At 40.2% G+C, this 21137-nt stretch carries 13 protein-coding genes and 1 pseudogene; 13 read left to right on the forward strand and 1 reads right to left on the reverse strand.

The window, feature by feature from the left end; translation table 11 throughout:
• The 10 genes and pseudogenes from HMPREF2837_RS03435 to HMPREF2837_RS03480 all read left to right on the forward strand — a co-directional run.
• A partial coding sequence (locus HMPREF2837_RS03435; RefSeq protein WP_148131799.1) for an SIALI-17 repeat-containing surface protein occupies positions 1 to 1017 on the forward strand: 1017 nt, incomplete at its 5' end.
• Between the two features lie 296 nt (positions 1018 to 1313).
• The gene (locus HMPREF2837_RS03440; protein ID WP_075230648.1) at positions 1314 to 2012 is read left to right on the forward strand and encodes an N-acetylmannosamine-6-phosphate 2-epimerase; all 699 of its coding nucleotides are present in this window, start codon (positions 1314 to 1316) and stop codon (positions 2010 to 2012) included.
• Between the two features lie 117 nt (positions 2013 to 2129).
• Positions 2130 to 3452 carry an ABC transporter substrate-binding protein gene (locus HMPREF2837_RS03445; protein ID WP_075230649.1) on the forward strand — a complete coding sequence of 441 codons (1323 nt, stop codon included), beginning with the start codon at positions 2130 to 2132 and terminating at the stop codon, positions 3450 to 3452.
• A gap of 233 nt (positions 3453 to 3685) precedes the next feature.
• Positions 3686 to 4552 (forward strand): carbohydrate ABC transporter permease, encoded by an 867-nt coding sequence (locus tag HMPREF2837_RS03450; protein ID WP_075227343.1) that lies wholly within the window; start codon positions 3686 to 3688, stop codon positions 4550 to 4552.
• A 15-nt stretch (positions 4553 to 4567) separates the two neighbouring features.
• Positions 4568 to 5410, forward strand: a complete 843-nt coding sequence (locus HMPREF2837_RS03455) for a carbohydrate ABC transporter permease (RefSeq protein WP_001183246.1) — start codon at positions 4568 to 4570, stop codon at positions 5408 to 5410.
• Between the two features lie 200 nt (positions 5411 to 5610).
• Positions 5611 to 6063 carry a NanQ anomerase/TabA/YiaL family protein gene (locus tag HMPREF2837_RS03460; protein WP_049548140.1) on the forward strand — a complete coding sequence of 151 codons (453 nt, stop codon included), beginning with the start codon at positions 5611 to 5613 and terminating at the stop codon, positions 6061 to 6063.
• Between the two features lie 20 nt (positions 6064 to 6083).
• Entirely contained in the window at positions 6084 to 6734 is a 651-nt protein-coding gene (locus HMPREF2837_RS03465; protein ID WP_049548139.1) for a DUF624 domain-containing protein, read from the forward strand.
• A gap of 166 nt (positions 6735 to 6900) precedes the next feature.
• On the forward strand, positions 6901 to 7818 hold the full coding sequence (locus tag HMPREF2837_RS03470; RefSeq protein WP_049548138.1) for a dihydrodipicolinate synthase family protein: 918 nt from the start codon (positions 6901 to 6903) through the stop codon (positions 7816 to 7818).
• Between the two features lie 15 nt (positions 7819 to 7833).
• Positions 7834 to 8718: an ROK family protein gene (locus tag HMPREF2837_RS03475; RefSeq protein WP_049548137.1), complete on the forward strand. Its 885-nt coding sequence runs from the start codon at positions 7834 to 7836 to the stop codon at positions 8716 to 8718.
• A 317-nt stretch (positions 8719 to 9035) separates the two neighbouring features.
• Positions 9036 to 15674, forward strand: a pseudogene (locus HMPREF2837_RS03480) (SIALI-17 repeat-containing surface protein).
• A 540-nt stretch (positions 15675 to 16214) separates the two neighbouring features.
• Here the strand turns inward: HMPREF2837_RS03480 and HMPREF2837_RS03485 are convergent.
• Complete coding sequence (locus tag HMPREF2837_RS03485; RefSeq protein WP_049548136.1) at positions 16215 to 17060, reverse strand: MurR/RpiR family transcriptional regulator; 846 nt, start codon at positions 17058 to 17060, stop codon at positions 16215 to 16217.
• 189 nt (positions 17061 to 17249) lie between these two features.
• On the opposite strand from HMPREF2837_RS03485, the gene pbp2b reads away from it, so the two are divergent.
• The 3 genes from pbp2b to HMPREF2837_RS03500 all read left to right on the forward strand — a co-directional run bounded on the left by pbp2b (position 17250) and on the right by HMPREF2837_RS03500 (position 21121).
• Positions 17250 to 19295, forward strand: coding sequence for a penicillin-binding protein PBP2B (gene pbp2b / locus HMPREF2837_RS03490; RefSeq protein WP_049548135.1), 2046 nt, complete (start codon positions 17250 to 17252; stop codon positions 19293 to 19295).
• A gap of 10 nt (positions 19296 to 19305) precedes the next feature.
• Positions 19306 to 19902, forward strand: coding sequence for a recombination mediator RecR (gene recR, locus HMPREF2837_RS03495; RefSeq protein ID WP_049548134.1), 597 nt, complete (start codon positions 19306 to 19308; stop codon positions 19900 to 19902).
• A gap of 175 nt (positions 19903 to 20077) precedes the next feature.
• Positions 20078 to 21121, forward strand: a complete 1044-nt coding sequence (locus HMPREF2837_RS03500) for a D-alanine--D-alanine ligase (protein WP_049548133.1) — start codon at positions 20078 to 20080, stop codon at positions 21119 to 21121.
• Positions 21122 to 21137 lie beyond the last annotated feature (16 nt).

Here is a 21137-nt window from a genome sequence, read left to right on the forward strand (position 1 = left end):
GGAGGCGAATCACTTGTTACAGAAGTTCCAGAGTATAGCGGTGTTCTATCCACATTAGGAGATTCTCCAGCTCCTACAGTAGCTAAGCCAGAGTTTAAAGGTGGCGTGAATGGAGGCGACTCACTTGTTATAGAAGTTCCAGAGTACAGAGGCTTCCTATCTACATTAGGTAATTCTCCAGCTCCTACAGTAGCTAAGCCAGAGTTTAAAGGTGGCGTGAATGGTGCGGATGCTGAGATTCATCACCTTCCAGACTTCACAGGTGGAGTGAATGCAGTAACTAGTGTTGTGTATGATGTAGAAAATTATACAGAAGTATTATCTACAGCAGGAGAAGGAAGTTCAGTAGTGAAATCTACTGATAAACAAGTAAATAATAAAGACAGTAAGGATGAAGCAGAAACTAAGCACGTTATCATAGGAATTGCTAGTTCACAACGTATTTTAAAAAATGAAACAGGAAGTATTCAAATTCAAGCTTCAGAAGAAGTATTGAAAAATGTGATAGGTATTCAAATTCAAGAAGTTCAATTTAGTGATTTAAGTTCATTAAACTACAAAGCATTTGATATCAAATTGAAGGATGTAAATGGCAGATATGTTAAACCTGAAGGAAAAGTCCTTGTTACTTTTGCTACAGATCAGTCCGTTGAGAATGTTTATGCTGTGGATCCAGAAGGAAAACTACACACTATTGAATTCGAACAAAAAGATGGAAAGATTATTTTTGAGACTAATAATTCTAGTATTTATGCGATGACTTTCCGATACTTCATTGACAATCCACTATTTAAAAATCCTACAGAAGATAACAAGGCTGAAGAAGTTTCACTGTCATCTAAATTGTTATCTACAAATGAAAACTCTGAATCTAATCGATTAGAGAATAAAGTAAGTAATAACGAACAGTCTAAGTTACCAAATACAGGTGAGAATAAATCAATAACAACAGTTTTGCTTGGTTTTGTGGGAATGATCCTTGGAGTAATGATTTCCTATAAACAAAAAGACAGTTAACTTTGTCTGAAATCTCACTTTGAACTTCTATGTTAATCTAAAATAAACCAGTCTGGAGTCCTGTAAAAAGATGGGAATTCTAGACTGGTTTTATTGATATAGAAGTTTATAATAAGATTCGTAATTTTGAGTAATAGATACGGATATTTATGTTATCTGAAACTACTTTCAAGATACGCTGTTCTATAAAATACTTTTGAAACTCCAATCTATTCTAGCATAAGTTATTGAAAGCGCTTTAATAATAAGCTATAATAGTCACATAAACACAAAGGAAACGAAAAGGAGGAAAGTAGATGCCACAAATTAGTAAAGAAGCCTTGATTGAACAAATCAAAGATGGAATCATCGTTTCTTGTCAGGCACTTCCTCATGAACCGCTCTACACAGAAGCGGGAGGAGTTATCCCCTTGTTGGTAAAAGCAGCTGAACAAGGTGGTGCAGTCGGTATCCGAGCAAACAGTGTTCGAGATATTAAGGAGATTAAAGAGGTCACTAAACTTCCGATTATCGGAATTATTAAACGTGATTATCCACCGCAAGAACCATTCATTACTGCTACAATGAAGGAAGTGGATGAACTAGCAGCTCTTGACATCGAAGTCATTGCTCTGGACTGTACCAAACGTGAACGTCATGATGGCTTGGAAATCCAAGAATTTATCCGTCAGATCAAAGAAAAATATCCAAATCAACTCTTGATGGCTGACACAAGTACCTTTGAGGAAGGTCTAATAGCAGTTGAAGCGGGAATTGACTTTGTCGGTACAACTCTATCAGGTTACACTTCTTACAGTCCAAAAGTGGATGGCCCAGATTTTGAACTCATCAAAAAACTCTGCGACGCAGGGGTGGACGTCATTGCTGAAGGAAAAATTCATACACCAGAACAAGCTAAGCAAATCCTAGGTTATGGAGTGCGAGGCATCGTTGTAGGTGGCGCTATTACTAGACCAAAAGAGATTACGGAACGCTTTGTTGCCGGTCTTAAGTAACATCATATAAAAAACGAGGAGAGTGGTTGATTAGTAGGAAGAAATGAAAACGTATACAAAGTCGACATTGCTCTTTATCCGATTCGGATACGCTTAACATCATTTAGGAGAATACAAATGAAATTTAGAAAACTAGCTTGTACAGTACTTGCGGGTGCTGCGGTTCTATCACTTGCTGCTTGTGGCAAATCAGACGCTAACAAAGATGCTGCCAAATCAGGCGATGCAACAACAACAGAAATTACTTGGTGGGCATTCCCAGTATTTACTCAAGAAAAATTTGGTGACGGTGTTGGAACTTATGAAAAATCTATCATCGAAGCTTTCGAAAAAGCAAATCCAGATATCAAAGTTAAACTAGAAACAATCGACTTCAAATCTGGACCAGAAAAAATCACAACAGCTATCGAAGCTGGAACAGCTCCAGACGTACTTTTTGACGCACCAGGTCGTATCATCAATTACGGTAAAAATGGTAAATTGGCTGAGTTGAATGACCTCTTTACAGATGAATTTGTGAAAGATGTTAACAACGAAAACATTGTACAAGCAAGTAAAGCTGGCGACAAAGCTTACATGTATCCAATCAGTTCTGCACCATTCTACATGGCTATGAACAAGAAAATGTTGGAAGACGCTGGTGTAGCTAACCTTGTTAAAGAAGGTTGGACAACAGACGACTTTGAAAAAGTCTTGAAAGCACTTAAAGATAAAGGATACACTCCAGGTTCATTGTTCAGTTCTGGTCAAGGGGGAGACCAAGGAACACGTGCCTTCATCTCTAACCTTTACGGCGGTTCTGTAACTGATAAAGAAGTAACTAAATACACAACTGACGATCCTAAATTCGTTAAAGGTCTTGAAAAAGCAGCTAGCTGGATCAAAGATGGTTTGTTGAATAACGGTTCACAATTTGACGGTGGAGCAGACATCCAAAACTTTGCAAACGGTCAAACTTCTTACACAATCCTTTGGGCACCAGCTCAAAACGGTATCCAAGCTAAACTTTTGGAAGCAAGTAAAGTTGAAGTGGTTGAAGTTCCATTCCCATCTGATTCTGGCAAACCAGCTCTTGAATACCTTGTAAACGGATTTGCAGTATTTAACAACAAAGATGAAAAGAAAGTTGCTGCAGCTAAGAAATTTATCCAATTTATCGCTGATGATAAAGAGTGGGGTCCTAAAGACGTAGTTCGTACAGGAGCATTCCCAGTTCGTACTTCATTTGGAAAACTTTACGATGACAAACGTATGGAAACAATCAGTGGTTGGACTCAATACTACTCACCATATTACAACACAATCGACGGATTTGCTGAAATGAGAACACTTTGGTTCCCAATGTTGCAAGCTGTATCAAATGGTGACGAACAACCTGCTGCAGCATTGAAAGCATTCACTGAAAAAGCGAATGAAACAATCAAAAAAGCAGCTAAATAATAAGCCCTAAATAAAAACTGAGTTCCCCCCTTTTCCCTGAGCATATCTGTGTATGAAAAGGGGGACTTTTGTTTGAAATAGAAGCAACTGACAGGTCAAAATTAAAATGAAGTTTTTACATTGACGAATCTTAGAAAAATTTCATTTTGATTTTAGATCAGGGTCAGATAACAGTCAAAAAAACAAAACTATGTGAAAGTGAGGTGCCAACTGTGAAAATCAATAAAATTCGCATGCGGGAAACTATTATTTCCTACGCATTCCTAGCACCAGTATTAATCTTCTTTACCGTCTTCGTTTTAGCTCCAATGATCATGGGCTTCATCACAAGTTTCTTCAACTATTCGATGACTAGCTTTGAGTTTGTGGGCTTGGACAACTACATTCGTATGTTTAAAGACCCTGTGTTTACAAAATCTTTGATTAATACCGTAATCTTGGTTATCGGGTCTGTACCAGTCGTTGTACTCTTCTCGCTCTTTGTAGCATCACAAACTTACCAACAAAATGCCATCGCTAGATCTTTCTACCGTTTCGTCTTCTTCCTTCCTGTAGTAACAGGTAGTGTTGCCGTAACAGTAGTATGGAAATGGATCTACGATCCACTATCAGGTATTTTGAACTTCGTGCTTAAGTCAAGCCATATCATCAGCCAAAACATTTCTTGGTTGGGAGATAAAAACTGGGCTTTGATGGCGATTATGATTATCCTTTTGACAACATCAGTTGGTCAACCAATCATTCTCTACATCGCTGCAATGGGTAATATTGATAACTCACTTGTAGAAGCAGCTCGTGTTGACGGTGCGACTGAGTTCCAAGTATTCTGGAAGATTAAATGGCCAAGCCTTCTTCCAACAACACTTTATATCGCAATCATTACAACCATCAACTCATTCCAATGTTTCGCCTTGATTCAGTTGTTGACATCTGGTGGTCCAAACTACTCAACAAGTACACTTATGTACTACCTCTACGAAAAAGCCTTCCAATTGACTGAATATGGCTATGCCAATACAATTGGTGTATTCTTGGCAGTTATGATTGCTCTTGTCAGCTTCGCTCAATTCAAGATCCTCGGAAACGATGTAGAATACTAAGGAAAGGAGACAGCTATGCAACCTACACAACAAAAGAAACCATTAACAGCCTTTACTGTTATTTCAACAATCATTTTGCTCTTGTTGACTGTACTGTTTATCTTCCCATTCTACTGGATCTTGACAGGTGCATTCAAATCACAACCAGATACCATTATGATTCCACCACAATGGTTCCCTAAAGCTCCAACAATGGAGAACTTCCAACAATTGATGGTGCAAAACCCAGCCTTGCAATGGATGTGGAACTCAGTGTTCATTTCTTTAGTAACAATGTTCTTGGTTTGTGCAACCTCTTCACTAGCAGGTTATGTATTGGCTAAGAAACGTTTCTATGGTCAACGCATTCTCTTTGCAATTTTTATCGCTGCCATGGCTCTTCCAAAACAAGTTGTCCTTGTGCCATTGGTACGTATCGTCAACTTCATGGGAATCCATGATACTCTTTGGGCAGTTATCTTGCCTTTGATTGGATGGCCATTCGGGGTCTTCCTCATGAAACAGTTCAGTGAAAACATTCCTACAGAATTGCTCGAATCTGCTAAAATCGATGGATGTGGCGAGATTCGTACATTCTGGAGCGTAGCCTTCCCTATCGTGAAGCCAGGATTTGCAGCTCTTGCAATCTTTACCTTCATCAATACTTGGAATGACTACTTCATGCAATTGGTAATGTTGACTTCACGTCAAAACTTGACCATCTCGCTCGGGGTTGCGACTATGCAGGCCGAGATGGCAACTAACTATGGTTTGATCATGGCAGGGGCTGCCCTTGCAGCTGTGCCAATCGTAACAGTCTTCCTGGTCTTCCAAAAATCCTTTACTCAAGGGATTACTATGGGAGCTGTCAAAGGATAGTCCTCTGCGAAAATTGAATATAGTAGAATCTGTTTATCAGTATGCAGCAGTATAGTTGATAGACTAAGAGAATACAGGATATATAAGTGTCTACAAAATGGAGAGGAGTTGCTTACTTCATGAAGTTTTGTTAGACACTTATAAACTTACTGGCTAGACATCGTATGTCTGAAGGTAACAATCAGGTAAAGGAAATTACTATGATTTTTGATGATTTAAAAAACATTAGCTTTTACAAGGGAATTCATCCTAATCTAGATAAGGCTATTGATTATCTCTATGAGCATCGTAAGGATAGCTTTGAATTAGGCAAATACGAGATTGATGGGGATAAAGTCTTTCTAGTTGTACAGGAAAATGTTCTCAACCAAGATGAAAATGATCGCTTTGAGCATCATAAAAACTATGCAGATTTGCATTTGTTAGTTGAAGGACATGAGTATTCTAGTTACGGTTCTCGTGTAAAAGACGAGGCTGTAGCCTTTGATGAAGCCAGTGATATTGGCTTTGTCCATTGTCACGAACACTACCCACTTTTGTTGGGTTATCACAATTTTGCAATCTTCTTCCCAGGTGAACCTCATCAACCTAATGGTTATGCAGGTATGGAAGATAAAGTTCGCAAATACTTATTTAAAATTTTAATCGATTAGTCAGTTAGGAGGAGCAAACAATGGCACATAAAGGATCTGGATTGATAAAAGCAGCATTCGATACGGATAACTTTCTTATGCGATTTTGTGAGAAAGTGTTAGATATCGTGACGGTCAACCTACTTTTTGTTGTGTCTTGTTTGCCTATTGTGACAATCGGAGTAGCAAAAATTAGTCTCTATCAGACAATCTTCGAAGTTAAGAGTAGTCGTCGTGTTCCTGTTTTTAAAACGTATATGAGAGCCTTTAAGCAAAATTTGAAATTAGGCCTCCAGTTAGGTTTGTTGGAACTAGGAATTTTTCTAATTAGTGTAGTTGACTTGTCTCTATTCTGGGGGCAAACAGGCCTAGGCTTCCAGCTCATTAAAGCCATTTGCTTAGGAATTCTAATATTTTTAACTCTGGTTATGTTGGCTAGCTATCCAATTGCAGCACGCTATGACTTGACTTGGAAAGAAGTACTCCAAAAGGGCTTGCTCTTAGTTAGCTTTAACTTCGTGTGGTTCTTCTTGATGCTTGCGATTATTTTATTAATCATGATGCTTCTCTATCTATCAGGCTTTACTCTTGTACTGGGTGGCTCTGCCTTTCTACTATTTGGCTTTGGCCTCCTTGCCTTTTGGCAAACAGGATTGATTGAAAAATTATTTGCCAAATACCAATCAGAATGAAAGTGAGATGAAACTACTTTCAATTGAGAAAATATTCAAATAATAACTAGAAATTAGAATCTAAGTGATCAGAATGTATTGAAAGCGTTTTTTGCAAGGTGTATACTTAAACAGTAAAGAAGTAATCTGCCCAGAGCAGAAAATAAAAAAATCTTAGGAGAAATCTATGTCAGATTTAAAAAAATATGAAGGTGTCATTCCTGCCTTCTACGCATGTTATGATGATGCGGGTGAAGTTAGCCCAGAACGTACTCGTGCCTTGGTACAATACTTTATTGATAAAGGTGTTCAAGGACTTTATGTCAATGGTTCTTCAGGTGAGTGTATCTACCAAAGCGTAGAAGACCGCAAATTGATCTTGGAAGAAGTCATGGCAGTTGCTAAAGGTAAATTGACCATCATTGCTCATGTGGCTTGCAACAATACCAAAGATAGTATTGAACTGGCTCGTCATGCAGAAAGTTTGGGAGTAGATGCTATCGCAACAATCCCACCAATTTACTTCCGTTTGCCTGAGTACTCAGTTGCTAAATACTGGAACGACATCAGCGCTGCAGCTCCAAACACAGACTATGTCATCTACAACATTCCTCAATTGGCAGGTGTTGCTTTGACTCCAAGTCTCTACACAGAGATGTTGAAAAACCCACGTGTCATTGGTGTTAAAAATTCTTCAATGCCAGTTCAAGACATCCAAACTTTTGTTAGTCTTGGTGGTGATGATCATATCGTCTTTAATGGTCCAGACGAACAATTCCTAGGCGGACGTCTCATGGGAGCAAAAGCTGGTATCGGTGGTACTTATGGTGCTATGCCAGAACTCTTCTTGAAACTTAACCAATTGATTGCGGATAAAGACCTAGAAACAGCGCGTGAATTGCAATACGCTATCAACGCTATCATCGGTAAATTGACTGCAGCACATGGTAATATGTACTGTGTCATCAAAGAAGTCTTGAAAATTAATGAAGGACTTAACATCGGATCTGTTCGTTCACCATTGACTCCAGTTACAGAAGAAGATCGTCCAGTTGTTGAAGCAGCTGCGGCATTAATTCGTGAAACTAAGGAGCGTTTCCTCTAATCAACAGGAGGCTTTATGGCTAATTATGTTGCAATTGATATTGGTGGAACTAATATCAAATACGGTTTGATTGACCAAGATGGACAACTTGTAGAGTCTCACGAAGTAGCAACTGAGGCTCATAAGGGTGGTCCCCACATTTTACAAAAAACAAAAGATATCGTAGCTAGCTATCTAGAAAAAGGTCCAGTGTCAGGTGTCGCCATTTCCTCTGCGGGAATGGTTGACCCTGATAAGGGTGAGATTTTCTATGCAGGTCCACAGATTCCAAATTATGCCGGTACTCAATTTAAAAAGGAAATTGAAGAAAGTTTTGGAATTCCTTGTGAAATTGAAAATGATGTCAACTGCGCAGGTCTTGCGGAAGCTGTATCAGGATCTGGAAAGGACGCAAGTATTACTCTTTGCTTGACAATTGGAACAGGTATCGGTGGTTGCTTAATCATTGATGGCCAAGTTTTCCATGGCTTTAGTAATTCTGCCTGTGAAGTTGGCTACATGCACATGCAAGATGGAGACTTCCAAGATCTAGCTTCTACAACTGCCTTGGTTGAGTATGTAGCCAAGGCTCATGATGAGGAAGTGGCTCATTGGAATGGTCGTAGAATTTTCAAAGAAGCTACAGAAGGCAATAAACTCTGTATGGAGGGAATTGACCGTATGGTAGACTATCTTGGGAAAGGTCTTGCTAACATTTGTTATGTTGCCAATCCCGAGGTTGTTATACTAGGTGGTGGTATTATGGTGCAGGAAGCGATTTTGAAACCAAAAATTCGTAAAGCTCTAAAAAATGCGCTTGTTCCAAGTCTAGCGGAAAAAACAAGATTAGAATTTGCGCATCATCAAAATACTGCAGGTATGCTTGGTGCATACTATCACTTCAAAACAAAACAATCCTAAGTTGGCCTTGCCAATTTAGGATTTTTTAGTCATAAATAGTAAAATAATCATTTAGTAAAAATCTAGTTAAAACTTTGAAAACCCTTGCATTTTTTAATATAACATAGTATATTTATAATAATGCGAAAACTCTAGAAAAATTCTTGCTAATGGAAGCATTATTTTATTTTTTAAAAATGTAAGCGATTTCTACAAAAGGACTTATCAAAAAATAAATAGCTTAGGAGCAGAGTTTTAGGCTAGGGAATCAAACAAAAAATGTCGCCAGCTAAAGCTGGGCTCGGGCAGTAGCTGACTGCTCTAGAAGATTAGGAGTATTGGATGAAACAATATTTTTGGAAAAAGGTAGAATATTTAGTATTTGTAAACTGACTGTTGGTGTTGCTTCTGTAGCAGTCGGTCTTGCTTTTTTTGCATCTGGTAATGTTGCGGCTAGTGAACTTGTGACAGAACCAAAACTTGAAGTAGATAGTCAAGCAAAAGAAGTGGTAGATGTAGATCATGAAAAAGAAGAAGCAGTTAAGGGAGAAGTAACTGAAAAAACAGAACCTGCTGTCGAGAAAGTGGCAGAGGAAGGGAAAACTGCTGAAGTGGCTGGCGATTCACTCCCTGAAGAAATTCCTGACCGTGCTTATCCTGATACACCAGTGAAAAAACTGGACACTTCAGCCATTGTTTCAGAGAAAGAAAGTCCACAAGTAGAGACTAAGAGCATCTTGAAACCTACAGAAGTAGCTCCATCTGAAGGCGAAAAAGAAAATAGAGCCATTATCAATGGCGGACAAGACCTTAAGCATATCAATTATGAAGGTCAACCGGCTACATCAGCAGCTATGGTTTATACAATTTTCAGTTCACCTCTAGCAGGTGGTGGAACTCAGCGTTACCTCAATTCTGGCTCTGGTATCTTTGTGGCTCCAAACATCATGTTGACAGTGGCTCACAATTTCTTGAAGAAGGATGCCGAAACCAATGCTGGTAATATCTTAGGCGGTGACACTGCTAAGTTCTATTACAATGTAGGTTCAAATACTGCTAAGAATAATTCTTTACCAACTTCAGGGAACACTATTTTGTTCAAGGAAAAGGATATTCATTTCTGGAATACAGAAAAATTCGGTGAAGGCTATAAGAATGACTTAGCCTTGGTTGTAGCTCCAGTTCCACTTTCAATTGCAAGTCCAAATAAGGCGGCTACCTTTACTCCTCTAGCAGAGCATCGGGAATACAAAGCTGGAGAACCAGTGAGCACAATTGGCTATCCGACAGATTCAACTTCTCCAGAATTGAAGGAACCAATTGTTCCTGGTCAATTGTATAAGGCAGACGGTGTCGTTAGAGATACTGAAAAGTACGATGAAAATGGAGCTGTAGGTGTTACCTATCGTTTGACTTCTGTTTCAGGTCTTTCTGGTGGTGGAATTATTAACGGTGATGGTAAGGTCATTGGGATCCACCAACGTGGTACTGTTGATAATGCGAACATTGCTGAAAAAGATCGCTTTGGAGGAGGGGTTGTCCTCTCACCAGAACAATTGGCATGGGTCAAAGAAATCATTGATAAATACGGTGTTAAAGGCTGGTATCAAGGCGATAACGGCAATCGTTATTACTTTACTCCAGAGGGAGAAATGCTCAGAAATAAGACAGCTGTTATCGGTGAAAACAAATATTCTTTCGATAAAAGTGGTGTAGCAACTCTTCTTGAAGGTGTTTAATATGGACGAGTTGTTATCGAACACGTAGACCAGAAAGATAATCCAGTCAAAGAAAACGATACTTTTGTTGAAAAGACAGAAGTTGGAGCTCAATTTGACTATGACTATAAAACAGAAATTGAGAAGACTGACTTCTACAAGAAGAATAAAGACAAATATGAGATTGTCTCAATTGACGGAAAAGCTGTCAACAAGCAACTGAAAGATGCTTGGGGAGATGATTATAGCGTTGTGAGCAAGGCTCCTGCAGGAACTCGCGTTATTAAGGTTGTTTATAAAGTCAATAAAGGTTCCTTCGACCTTCGTTACCGTTTGAAAGGTACCGACCAAGAATTGGCAACTGCAACTGTGGATAATAACGATGGTAAAGAATATGAAGTTTCCTTTGTTCACACATTCCAAGCTAAAGAAATCACAGGCTACCGTGCAGTCAACGCAAGCCAAGAAGCAACAATTCAACATAAAGGAGTGAACCAAGTTATTTTTGAATACGAAAAAATTGAAGATCCAAAACCAGTAACTCCTGCAACTCCAGTAGTGGATCCAAAAGACGAAGAAACAGAAATTGGAAATTATGGACCACTTCCAAGCAAGGCTCAGTTGGACTACCACAAGGAAGAATTGGCTGCCTTCATCCACTATGGAATGAATACCTACACCAACTCTGAGTGGGGAAATGGTAGAGAAAATCCTGAGTACTTTAATCCAACAAATCTTGACACAGACCAGTGGATTAAGACTTTGAAGGATGCTGGGTTCAAACGAACAATCATGGTTGTCAAACACCACGACGGTTTTGTGATTTATCCATCTAAATACACAGACCATACGGTGGCTGCAAGTCCATGGAAAGATGGTAAGGGTGACCTTCTCGAAGAAATCTCTAAATCAGCGACTAAGTACGACATGAATATGGGTGTTTACCTATCACCATGGGATGCTAATAACCCTAAATATCATGTTTCAACTGAAAAAGAGTATAACGAATACTATCTCAATCAACTTAAGGAAATCCTTGGAAATCCTAAATACGGAAACAATGGTAAATTCATCGAAGTCTGGATGGACGGTGCGCGTGGTAGTGGAGCTCAAAAAGTAACCTACACCTTTGACGAATGGTTCAAGTACATCAAGGAAGCTGAAGGAGATATCGCTATCTTCTCTGCACAACCGACAAGTGTCCGTTGGATCGGTAATGAACGTGGTATCGCTGGAGATCCAGTTTGGCATAAGGTTAAGAAAGCTAAAATCACTGACGATGTGAAGAATGAATATCTCAACCATGGAGACCCAGAAGGAGATATGTACTCTGTCGGTGAAGCAGACGTTTCTATCCGTTCAGGTTGGTTCTACCATGATAATCAACAGCCAAAATCAATCAAAGATTTGATGGATATCTACTTCAAGTCTGTTGGTCGTGGAACGCCGCTTCTCCTCAATATTCCACCTAATAAAGAAGGTAAATTCGCAGAAGCAGATGTCGCTCGCTTGCAAGAATTCCGAGCAACCTTGGATCAAATGTATGCAACTGATTTTGCTAAAGGCGCAACAGTTACTGCAAGCTCTACTCGTAAGAATCACTTGTACCAAGCAAGCAACCTAACCGATGGTAAGGATGATACTAGTTGGGCATTGTCAAATGATGCCAAGACAGGTGAATTTACTGTCGATCTCGGTCAAAAGAGACGCTTTGACGTAGTCGAACTCAAAGAAGATATCGTTAAAGGGCAACGCATCTCAGGATTTAAGGTTGAAGTTGAGCTCAATGGTCGCTGGGTTCCATATGGAGAAGGTTCGACTGTTGGTTATCGTCGTCTCGTTCAAGGTCAACCTGTGGAAGCACAAAAGATTCGTGTGACTATCACGAATTCACAAGCGACTCCTATTTTGACAAACTTCTCTGTTTATAAGACACCAAGTAGCATTGAAAAAACAGATGGCTATCCTCTAGGCTTGGATTACCATTCAAATACAACAGCTGATAAAGCAAATACAACCTGGTATGACGAATCTGAAGGCGTCCGTGGAACATCCATGTGGACCAATCAAAAAGATGCTAGCGTAACCTACCGTTTCAATGGAACTAAGGCTTATGTCGTATCTACAGTGGATCCAAACCACGGTGAAATGTCAGTTTATGTGGATGGTCAAAAGGTTGCAGACGTACAAACTAATAATGCGGCTCGTAAACGTAGCCAGATGGTTTATGAAACAGATGACTTGGCTCCAGGTGAACACACCATCAAACTCGTCAACAAAACTGGCAAAGCTATTGCAACTGAAGGGATCTACACGCTCAATAATGCTGGTAAAGGTATGTTTGAGTTGAAAGAAACAACCTATGAAGTTCAAAAAGGCCAACCAGTTACTGTAACCATCAAACGTGTTGGTGGTAGCAAGGGAGTTGCGACAGTTCATGTCGTGACTGAGCCAGGAACAGGGGTTCACGGTAAGGTTTATAAAGATACAACGGCTGATTTGACCTTCCAAGATGGTGAAACAGAAAAGACTTTGACAATTCCGACAATTGACTTTACTGAACAAGCTGATTCAATCTTTGACTTTAAAGTGAAAATGACTAGCGCTTCAGACGATGCCTTGCTTGGATTTGCAACTGAAGCAACTGTTCGAGTAATGAAGGCTGAATTGCTTCAAAAAGATCAAGTAAGTCACGATGATCAGGCCAGTCAACTTGACTATAGCCTAGGTTGGCATCATGAAACCAATTCTTCTGGCAAATACCAAAACACTGAGTCTTGGGCATCATTTGGTCGTTTGACTGAAGAGCAAAAGAAAAATGCTAGCGTAACAGCTTACTTCTACGGAACAGGTCTTGAAATCAAAGGTTTTGTTGATCCTGGACATGGTATCTACAAGGTAACTCTGGATGGTAAAGAACTTGAGTATCAAGATGGTCAAGGAAATGCCACTGATGTCAATGGCAAGAAGTACTTCAGTGGTACAGCAGCTACACGTCAAGGCGATCAGACTCTCGTTCGTTTGACTGGGCTAGAAGAAGGTTGGCATGCTGTAACCTTGCAATTGGATCCAAAACGAAATGATACCTCTAGAAATATTGGTATCCAAGTTGACCAGTTCATCACTCGTGGTGAAGATAGCGCTCTTTATTCCAAAGAAGAATTAGTTCAAGCTATGAAGAACTGGAAGGATGAATTGGCTAAATTTGACCAAACAGCCTTGAAAAACACTCCAGAGGCGCGTCAAGCCTTCAAGTCAAACTTGGACAAATTATCAGAACAACTTTCAGCAAGCACTGTCGATGCGCAAGAGTTGATGCTGACAGCTACAACCTTACAAGCTATCCTTGATAAGGAAGACAACTACGGTTCAGATGACACACCGACACCAGACCAGCCAGAGGAGCCAAACTACGACAAGGCTATGGCAAGTCTGGCAGAAGCAATTGAAAGAAAGACTAAAGAACTTGGTGACGATAAAGAAGCTAAGAAGAAATTAGTTGAGTTGGCCGAACAAGCTCTTACTGCTATCCAGGAAGCTAAGACTCAGGATGCAGTAGATAAGGCTTTGGAAAATGCTCTAGCTGGTATTAATCAACTTCAAGCGACTCCGAAAGAGGAACCAAAACCAGAAGAACCAAGCAAACCAGAAGAGTCTAAAGTTGACCGCCATAAGGCGATTGCAGAATTAGCCGCAGCAGTCGAGAAAAAAGCTGCTGAACTTGTAGATGATGTAGCTGCACAGGAAAAACTGGTTGAACTTGGAGAGCAAGCCCTCACTGCTATCCAGGAAGCTAAGACTCAGGATGCAGTAGATAAGGCTTTGGCAACTGGTATCTCTGCTATCAATCAACTTCAAGCAACTCCAAAAGAGGATCCAAAACCAGAAGAACCAAGCAAACCAGAAGAGCCAACGATTGACTACGAAAAGGCAATGTCAAGTTTAGCTGAGGCAATCCGAAGAAAGACTACTGAACTAGGTAGCGATAAGGAAGCTAAGAAGAAACTGGTTGAGTTGGCAGAGCAAGCTCTTGTTGCTATCGAAGAAGCTAAGACTCAAGATGCAGTAGATAAAGCTTTACAAGCTGCCCTAGCTTCTATCAATCAACTTCAAGCTGCTCCGAAAGAGGAAGTGAAACATTCAACAGTTCCAACTGAAGGAGATAAGGTCTTAGTTCAAACGCAACCAAGTCTTGAAGTAACCACAGAACCAATTGCCTTTAATACTGTTCGTCGTGAGAATGCCTTCCTAGCTAAAGGTAAGGAACAAGTTGTTTCAGATGGTAAAGCAGGTCAAGTAACGACTTATGTAGAAGTAGATGGAGATACACGTAAGACAGTTAAGGTTGAACGTGAAGAAGCTCAAGATCGTGTCATCGAAGTTGGTACTTATGAAGGAACATCTGAGCCAGCTGAAGATGTTAAAGAATTGAGCTTTAGTCAACCAAGTCTTGAGGTAGTTGAAGAACCAAGAGGCTTCAAGACAGTGAAGCAAGAAGATCCAACTCTTCCAGAAGGTAAAACTAGCGTGTCTCAAGTAGGTCGTGAAGGTAAAGAACGTATCATCACCGAAGTAGCATTGGATGGAAGCCGTACTGAAAAACTTCGCGAAGTTGTTGAAGAACCACAAGATGAGATTGTACTAGTCGGAACTAAGAAAGTTGAAATAGGTAAAACAGATCCAGCGATTCATGAAGTACCAGAGTTCACAGGTGGTGTCAATGGCGCAGAAGCAGCTGTTCGTGGAGAAGATCCAGAGTTCACAGGTGGCGTAAATGGCGCAGAAGCGGCTATCAACGAGGTACCAGAGTTTATTGGTGGCGTAAATGGCGCAGAAGCAGCTGTTCGTGGAGAAGATCCAGAGTTTACTGGTGGCGTAAATGGCGCAGAAGCAGCTATTCGTGGAGAAGATCCAGAGTTTACTGGTAATGTCAATGGCGCAGAAGCGGCTATCAACGAGGTACCAGAGTTTACTGGTGGCGTAAATGGTGCAGAAGCAGCTATTCGTGGAGAAGCCCCAGAGTTCACAGGTGGTGTCAATGGAGCAGAGGCAGCTGTCCATGAACTCCCAGAATACAAAGATGAACAGACTCTGGTAGCTCCTGCAAGCTCACACGACAATATCTATCAAGCGCCTGCAAATCGTCAACATAGTCTCCCAGAGACAGGAACTAAAGAAACGGCTACACTGGCAACCTTAGGTGCTGTTGGAGCGATTCTTGGACTGGCTGCAATGGGAAAGAAAAAAGACGAAGAATAAAATCTTTAGGACTCGAAAGTACTTTTGAGGAAGTTTAGATTTTGTTAGAACTTATCGCGATAGTAGCATTGTTTAGATAAACTGCTATAACATCTATCTAACATTTAGAGATTGGACCAAGAAGCTAATCTCAATTATAAAAAGCGAGCAAAACGAGTTTTCTGAGAGTCAGAATTCAGTCTTGTTCGCTTTTTTATATCAAGAATCAGGTGTAGAGTTCTATGTGCATAAGTCATCAGTTATAGGACTTGAGCAAACTAATATAGTGTAATGAAATCAAATCTGAACAAATTGACTAGGGAAATCAGATCGATTTTTATTCATGTTTTAGAAGCAACAGTGTACTATTCGATATTCAATCTACTATACTCAATGAAAATCAAAGAGTAAACTAGGAAGCTAGCCTCAGGTTGCTCAAAGCATAGCTTTGAGGTTGCAGATAAAGCTGACGTGGTTTGAAGAGATTTTCGAAGAGTATAAAAACCAGCGACTTTAATCGCTGGTTACTCATATGATTATTCACTTGATAGGGATGAAGGCTTATCTAGACCTTCTATTTCTACGATAGCCATTTAGTTTTTTATTTTCCCAATAACTGTTAAAGATTTTTTCTTTGCTTTCGCGGTCAATTTCTAAGAAGTAGGCATAGAGTAAGTCAATTAAAATCAACATCGGAAGTTGGGCAGAGATTCTCTGGATGTAAGAAGCCTGACTCTGACTGGCTACCAATACAGTTTCCGTAAAGACCTGGGTTTCCTTGCTAGGCATACTCGTAAAGAGAATGGTTTTAGCCCCCATATCTTGAGCGTCAAGTAGACTATCAATGATGGATGTAGTTGTTCCTGAAAGGGAAAAGCCAAAGACCAAACATTTTTCATCGATGATACTGGTTGTCCAGGCGAAACCATCTGGATCTGTCAAAGCCTCACAGACAACTCCTAGTCTCATGAAACGTAATTTCATTTCACGGGCAACGAGGCCAGAACTGCCTGTTCCGAAAAAATAGACGCGTTCTGATTGATCAATCATATGAGCGATGCGCTCTAGTTGGTCATCATCAATCAACTCTTGAGACATCTCTCGGATATTTGTATAACTTCTCAAGACTCTTTGAGTCAAGGGGTTCATATCCTGCTGTGGGACTGAAAGGTTGTCAATTTGTTGTAGGTATTTGAATATGAACTCTCGATAACCCGTAAAGCCACATTTTTTGGCAAAACGAGTGAGAGCGGCCTGAGAAATATGAAGTTTTTGAGTGACCTGTTGAGAAGACAAGTCATCATGAATGGTATCTGCCTGCAAAAAATAGCGGGCAATCTCTTGCTCTAAATCGGTCATTTCTTCAAAGTGAAGATCAATAATCGTAGAGATGTCTTGCTTGTTCATGGGACTCCCTTGTAGTTATTTGTTAAAATTTTTATCAATGAAATCTATAAAATAGCGCTTACTTTAATTATACCACAGTTGCTTTGTTTTTTGGATAAAAAGGAAAAGTCTTTTCTTTTTCCATAATTTTCTCTTTAAATTATGGTACAATGAAGAGTAAGATTTTGATTAGAAATGAGACTGCTTTGTATGAGAAAATTTAATAGCCATTCGATACCAACTCGGCTTAATTTGTTGTTTGCAATCGTTATTTTGCTTTTCATGACTATCATTGGTCGCTTGCTCTATATGCAAGTTTTGAACAAGGATTTTTATGAAACTAAGCTAGCATCTGCTAGCCAAACTAGGGTAACAACGGGCTCTGCTCGAGGAGAAATCTATGACGCGGCTGGAAAACCCTTGGTAGAAAATACCGTCAAACAAGTAGTGGCTTTCACACGAAGCAATAAGATGACAGCTACTGATTTAAGGGATATTTCCACTAAACTCTTAACGTATGTAACAGTTGCCTCACCAGATTTGACAGAACGTCAAATGGCTGACTATTATCTAGCGGACCCAGCTGTCTATAAAAAAACGGTAGAGGCTCTTCCTAAGGATAAACGTTTTGATTCTGATGGCAATCAGCTGTCCGAAGCTCAACTTTATAACAATGCTGCTGAGAGTATCACTTCTGATCAACTGAACTATTCAGAGGATGAAAAGAAGGTTATCTACCTTTTTAACCAGCTCAATGCAGTTGGTAATTTTGCGACTGGGAATATTCAAACCGATCCTTTGAGCGATACACAGGTAGCTGTGATTGCTTCTGCGTCTAAGGAATTGCCAGGTATTTCTATCTCTACCTCATGGGATCGAAAGATCTTAGAGACGTCTCTTTCATCTATTGTCGGAACTGTTTCTAGTGAAAAATCCGGTCTTCCAGCAGAAGAAGTAGACACTTATTTGAAAAAAGGCTATTCGCTCAATGACCGAGTCGGGACTTCCTATCTTGAAAAGCAATACGAAGAGGTCTTGCAAGGGAAACGGACCGTCAAGGAAATCCATTTGGATAAGCACGGAGACATGGAGAGCGTAGAAAATATCGAAGAAGGTAGCAAGGGGAAAAACATCAAATTAACCATTGATTTGTCCTTCCAAGATAGCGTAGACAGCCTTTTGAAGAGTTATTTTAATTCTGAACTTACAAATGGTGGTGCTAAATACTCAGAAGGTGTTTATGCAGTAGCCCTTAATCCTAAGACAGGTGCTGTATTGGCAATGTCAGGAATTAAACACAATCTAGAAACAGGAGACTTGACACCAGACTCACTAGGAACAGTGACCAATGTTTTTGTACCAGGGTCTGTCGTTAAGGCGGCAACCATCAGTTCTGGTTGGGAAAATGGAGTCTTGTCAGGCAACCAAACCTTGACAGACCAACCAATCGTCTTCCAAGGTTCTGCCCCTATCAATTCCTGGTATACCCCTTATTACGGTTCCTTTCCGGTTACAGCCGTTGAGGCTCTAGAATATTCATCTAATGCCTACATGGTTCAAACTGCGCTAGGAATGATGGGTCAGACCTATCAACCAAATATGACAGTCAAAACCAACCAACTTGAGTCTGCCATGGGAAAACTACGCGCGACTTTTAGTGAGTATGGTTTGGGTGCTTCTACAGGTATTGACTTGCCCGAGGAATCAACAGGATTTATCCCCCAAAAATTTGACTTGGCTAATTATTTAACTAATGCTTTTGGCCAGTTTGATAACTACACACCGATGCAATTAGCCCAGTACGTTGCAACTATTGCTAACAATGGTGTTCGTCTAGCTCCACATATTGTCGAGGGAATATACGACAACAATGATAAGGGTGGCCTTGGGGAATTAATCCAAGCAATAAATACCAAGGAAATCAACAAGGTCAATATTTCTGAATCAGATATGGCAATCTTGCACCAAGGATTTTACCAAGTATCGCATGGAACTAGTCCCCTAACGACAGGACGGGCGTTTTCAGATGGTGCCACTGTTTCTATCAGTGGTAAAACCGGTACAGCTGAAAGCTATGTAGCTGGTGGTCAAAAAGAAGCTAATAATACCAATGCCGTGGCCTATGCTCCAACAGAAAATCCTCAAATTGCAGTTGCAGTAGTCTTTCCTCATAATACCAATTTAACCAAAAATGTTGGGCCAGCAATTGCTCGCGACATTATCAATCTATACAACCAACACCATCCAATGAATTAGAAAGGAAGCCATGCTTTATCCAACACCTATTGCTAAGTTGATTGACAGTTATTCTAAACTTCCGGGTATTGGGATCAAGACAGCAACCCGTCTAGCCTTTTATACTATTGGAATGCCGGATGATGACGTCAACGAATTTGCTAAAAATCTCCTTTCAGCTAAGCGAGAATTGACCTATTGTTCGATTTGCGGACGTTTAACGGATGATGATCCATGTTCTATCTGTACGGATCCTAGTCGTGACCAGACAACTATCCTAGTATTAGAGGATAGCCGAGATGTAGCGGCTATGGAAAATATCCAAGAATACCATGGACTATACCATGTCTTGCACGGCCTCATTTCACCAATGAATGGCATTAGCCCTGACGATATCAATCTTAAAAGTCTCATGACTCGTCTCATGGATAGCGAGGTTTCAGAGGTCATCGTAGCCACCAATGCAACTGCTGATGGTGAAGCGACCTCCATGTATCTCTCTCGTTTGCTTAAGCCTGCAGGGATTAAGGTTACTCGTCTAGCACGAGGTCTAGCAGTGGGAGCTGATATCGAGTATGCGGACGAAGTAACACTCCTAAGGGCCATTGAAAATCGTACAGAGCTTTAGTCTATGAGGTTAAATCGCTAAATACTTAGCTAGCAGGTATAAAATATTTAAGAACATAGAGACTGGACCATTTTTCTTCCAATCTCTTTTCTTGTTTTGTGCTATTCAAGTTTAAAAAAATAGACAAATGTGATATACTAAAAGGCGAGTATTCTAGTAGAAATAGGACAATCATATGAAACAAACAATTATTCTATTATATGGTGGACGCAGTGCAGAACGTGAAGTGTCTGTCTTGTCAGCTGAGAGTGTCATGCGTGCGGTTAACTATGATCGCTTCATGGTAAAAACTTTCTTCATTAGCCAGTCTGGAGACTTTATCAAAACACAAGAATTTACCCAAACTCCAAGTCAGGATGATCGTCTCATGACTAACGATAGCATTGACTGGAACAAGAAAATTACTCCAAGTGCTATCTACGAAGAAGGAGCAGTAGTCTTTCCAGTTCTTCATGGACCTATGGGAGAAGATGGTTCCGTTCAAGGTTTCTTAGAAGTCTTGAAAATGCCTTATGTTGGTTGCAACATCTTGTCTTCAAGTCTTGCTATGGATAAGATTACTACCAAGCGTGTCTTGGAGTCTGCTGGGATTGCCCAAGTTCCTTACGTAGCTATCGTTGAAGGGGATAATTTGGCTTCTAAGATTGCAGAAGTAGAAGAAAAATTAACTTATCCAGTCTTTACCAAACCATCCAATATGGGCTCTAGTGTTGGGATTTCTAAGTCTGAAAATAAAGAGGAACTCCATCAAGCTCTAGAGCTTGCCTTCAAGTACGATAGTCGTGTCTTGGTAGAACAAGGGGTAAATGCCCGTGAAATCGAGGTTGGACTTTTAGGAAACTATGATGTCAAGAGCACGCTTCCTGGTGAAGTTGTCAAAGACGTAGCCTTCTATGACTATGATGCCAAATATATCGATAACAAAATTACTATGGATATCCCAGCTAAGATTAGCAATGATGTGATATCGATTATGCGCAAGAATGCCGAAACTGCCTTCCGTGCTATCGGTGGACTTGGTTTGTCGCGTTGCGACTTCTTCTATACAGATAAGGGAGAAGTTTTCCTAAATGAGTTAAATACCATGCCAGGCTTCACTCAATGGTCTATGTATCCCTTGCTTTGGGACAATATGGGAATTTCTTATCCAGAACTAATCGAGCGTTTGGTTGATCTTGCTAAGGAAAGTTTTGACAAGCGTGAAGCGCACCTATTGTAAAGACAGGCATAAGGGC

This window comes from Streptococcus sp. HMSC071D03, from assembly GCF_001812125.1.
Lineage (GTDB): Bacteria > Bacillota > Bacilli > Lactobacillales > Streptococcaceae > Streptococcus > Streptococcus pseudopneumoniae_N.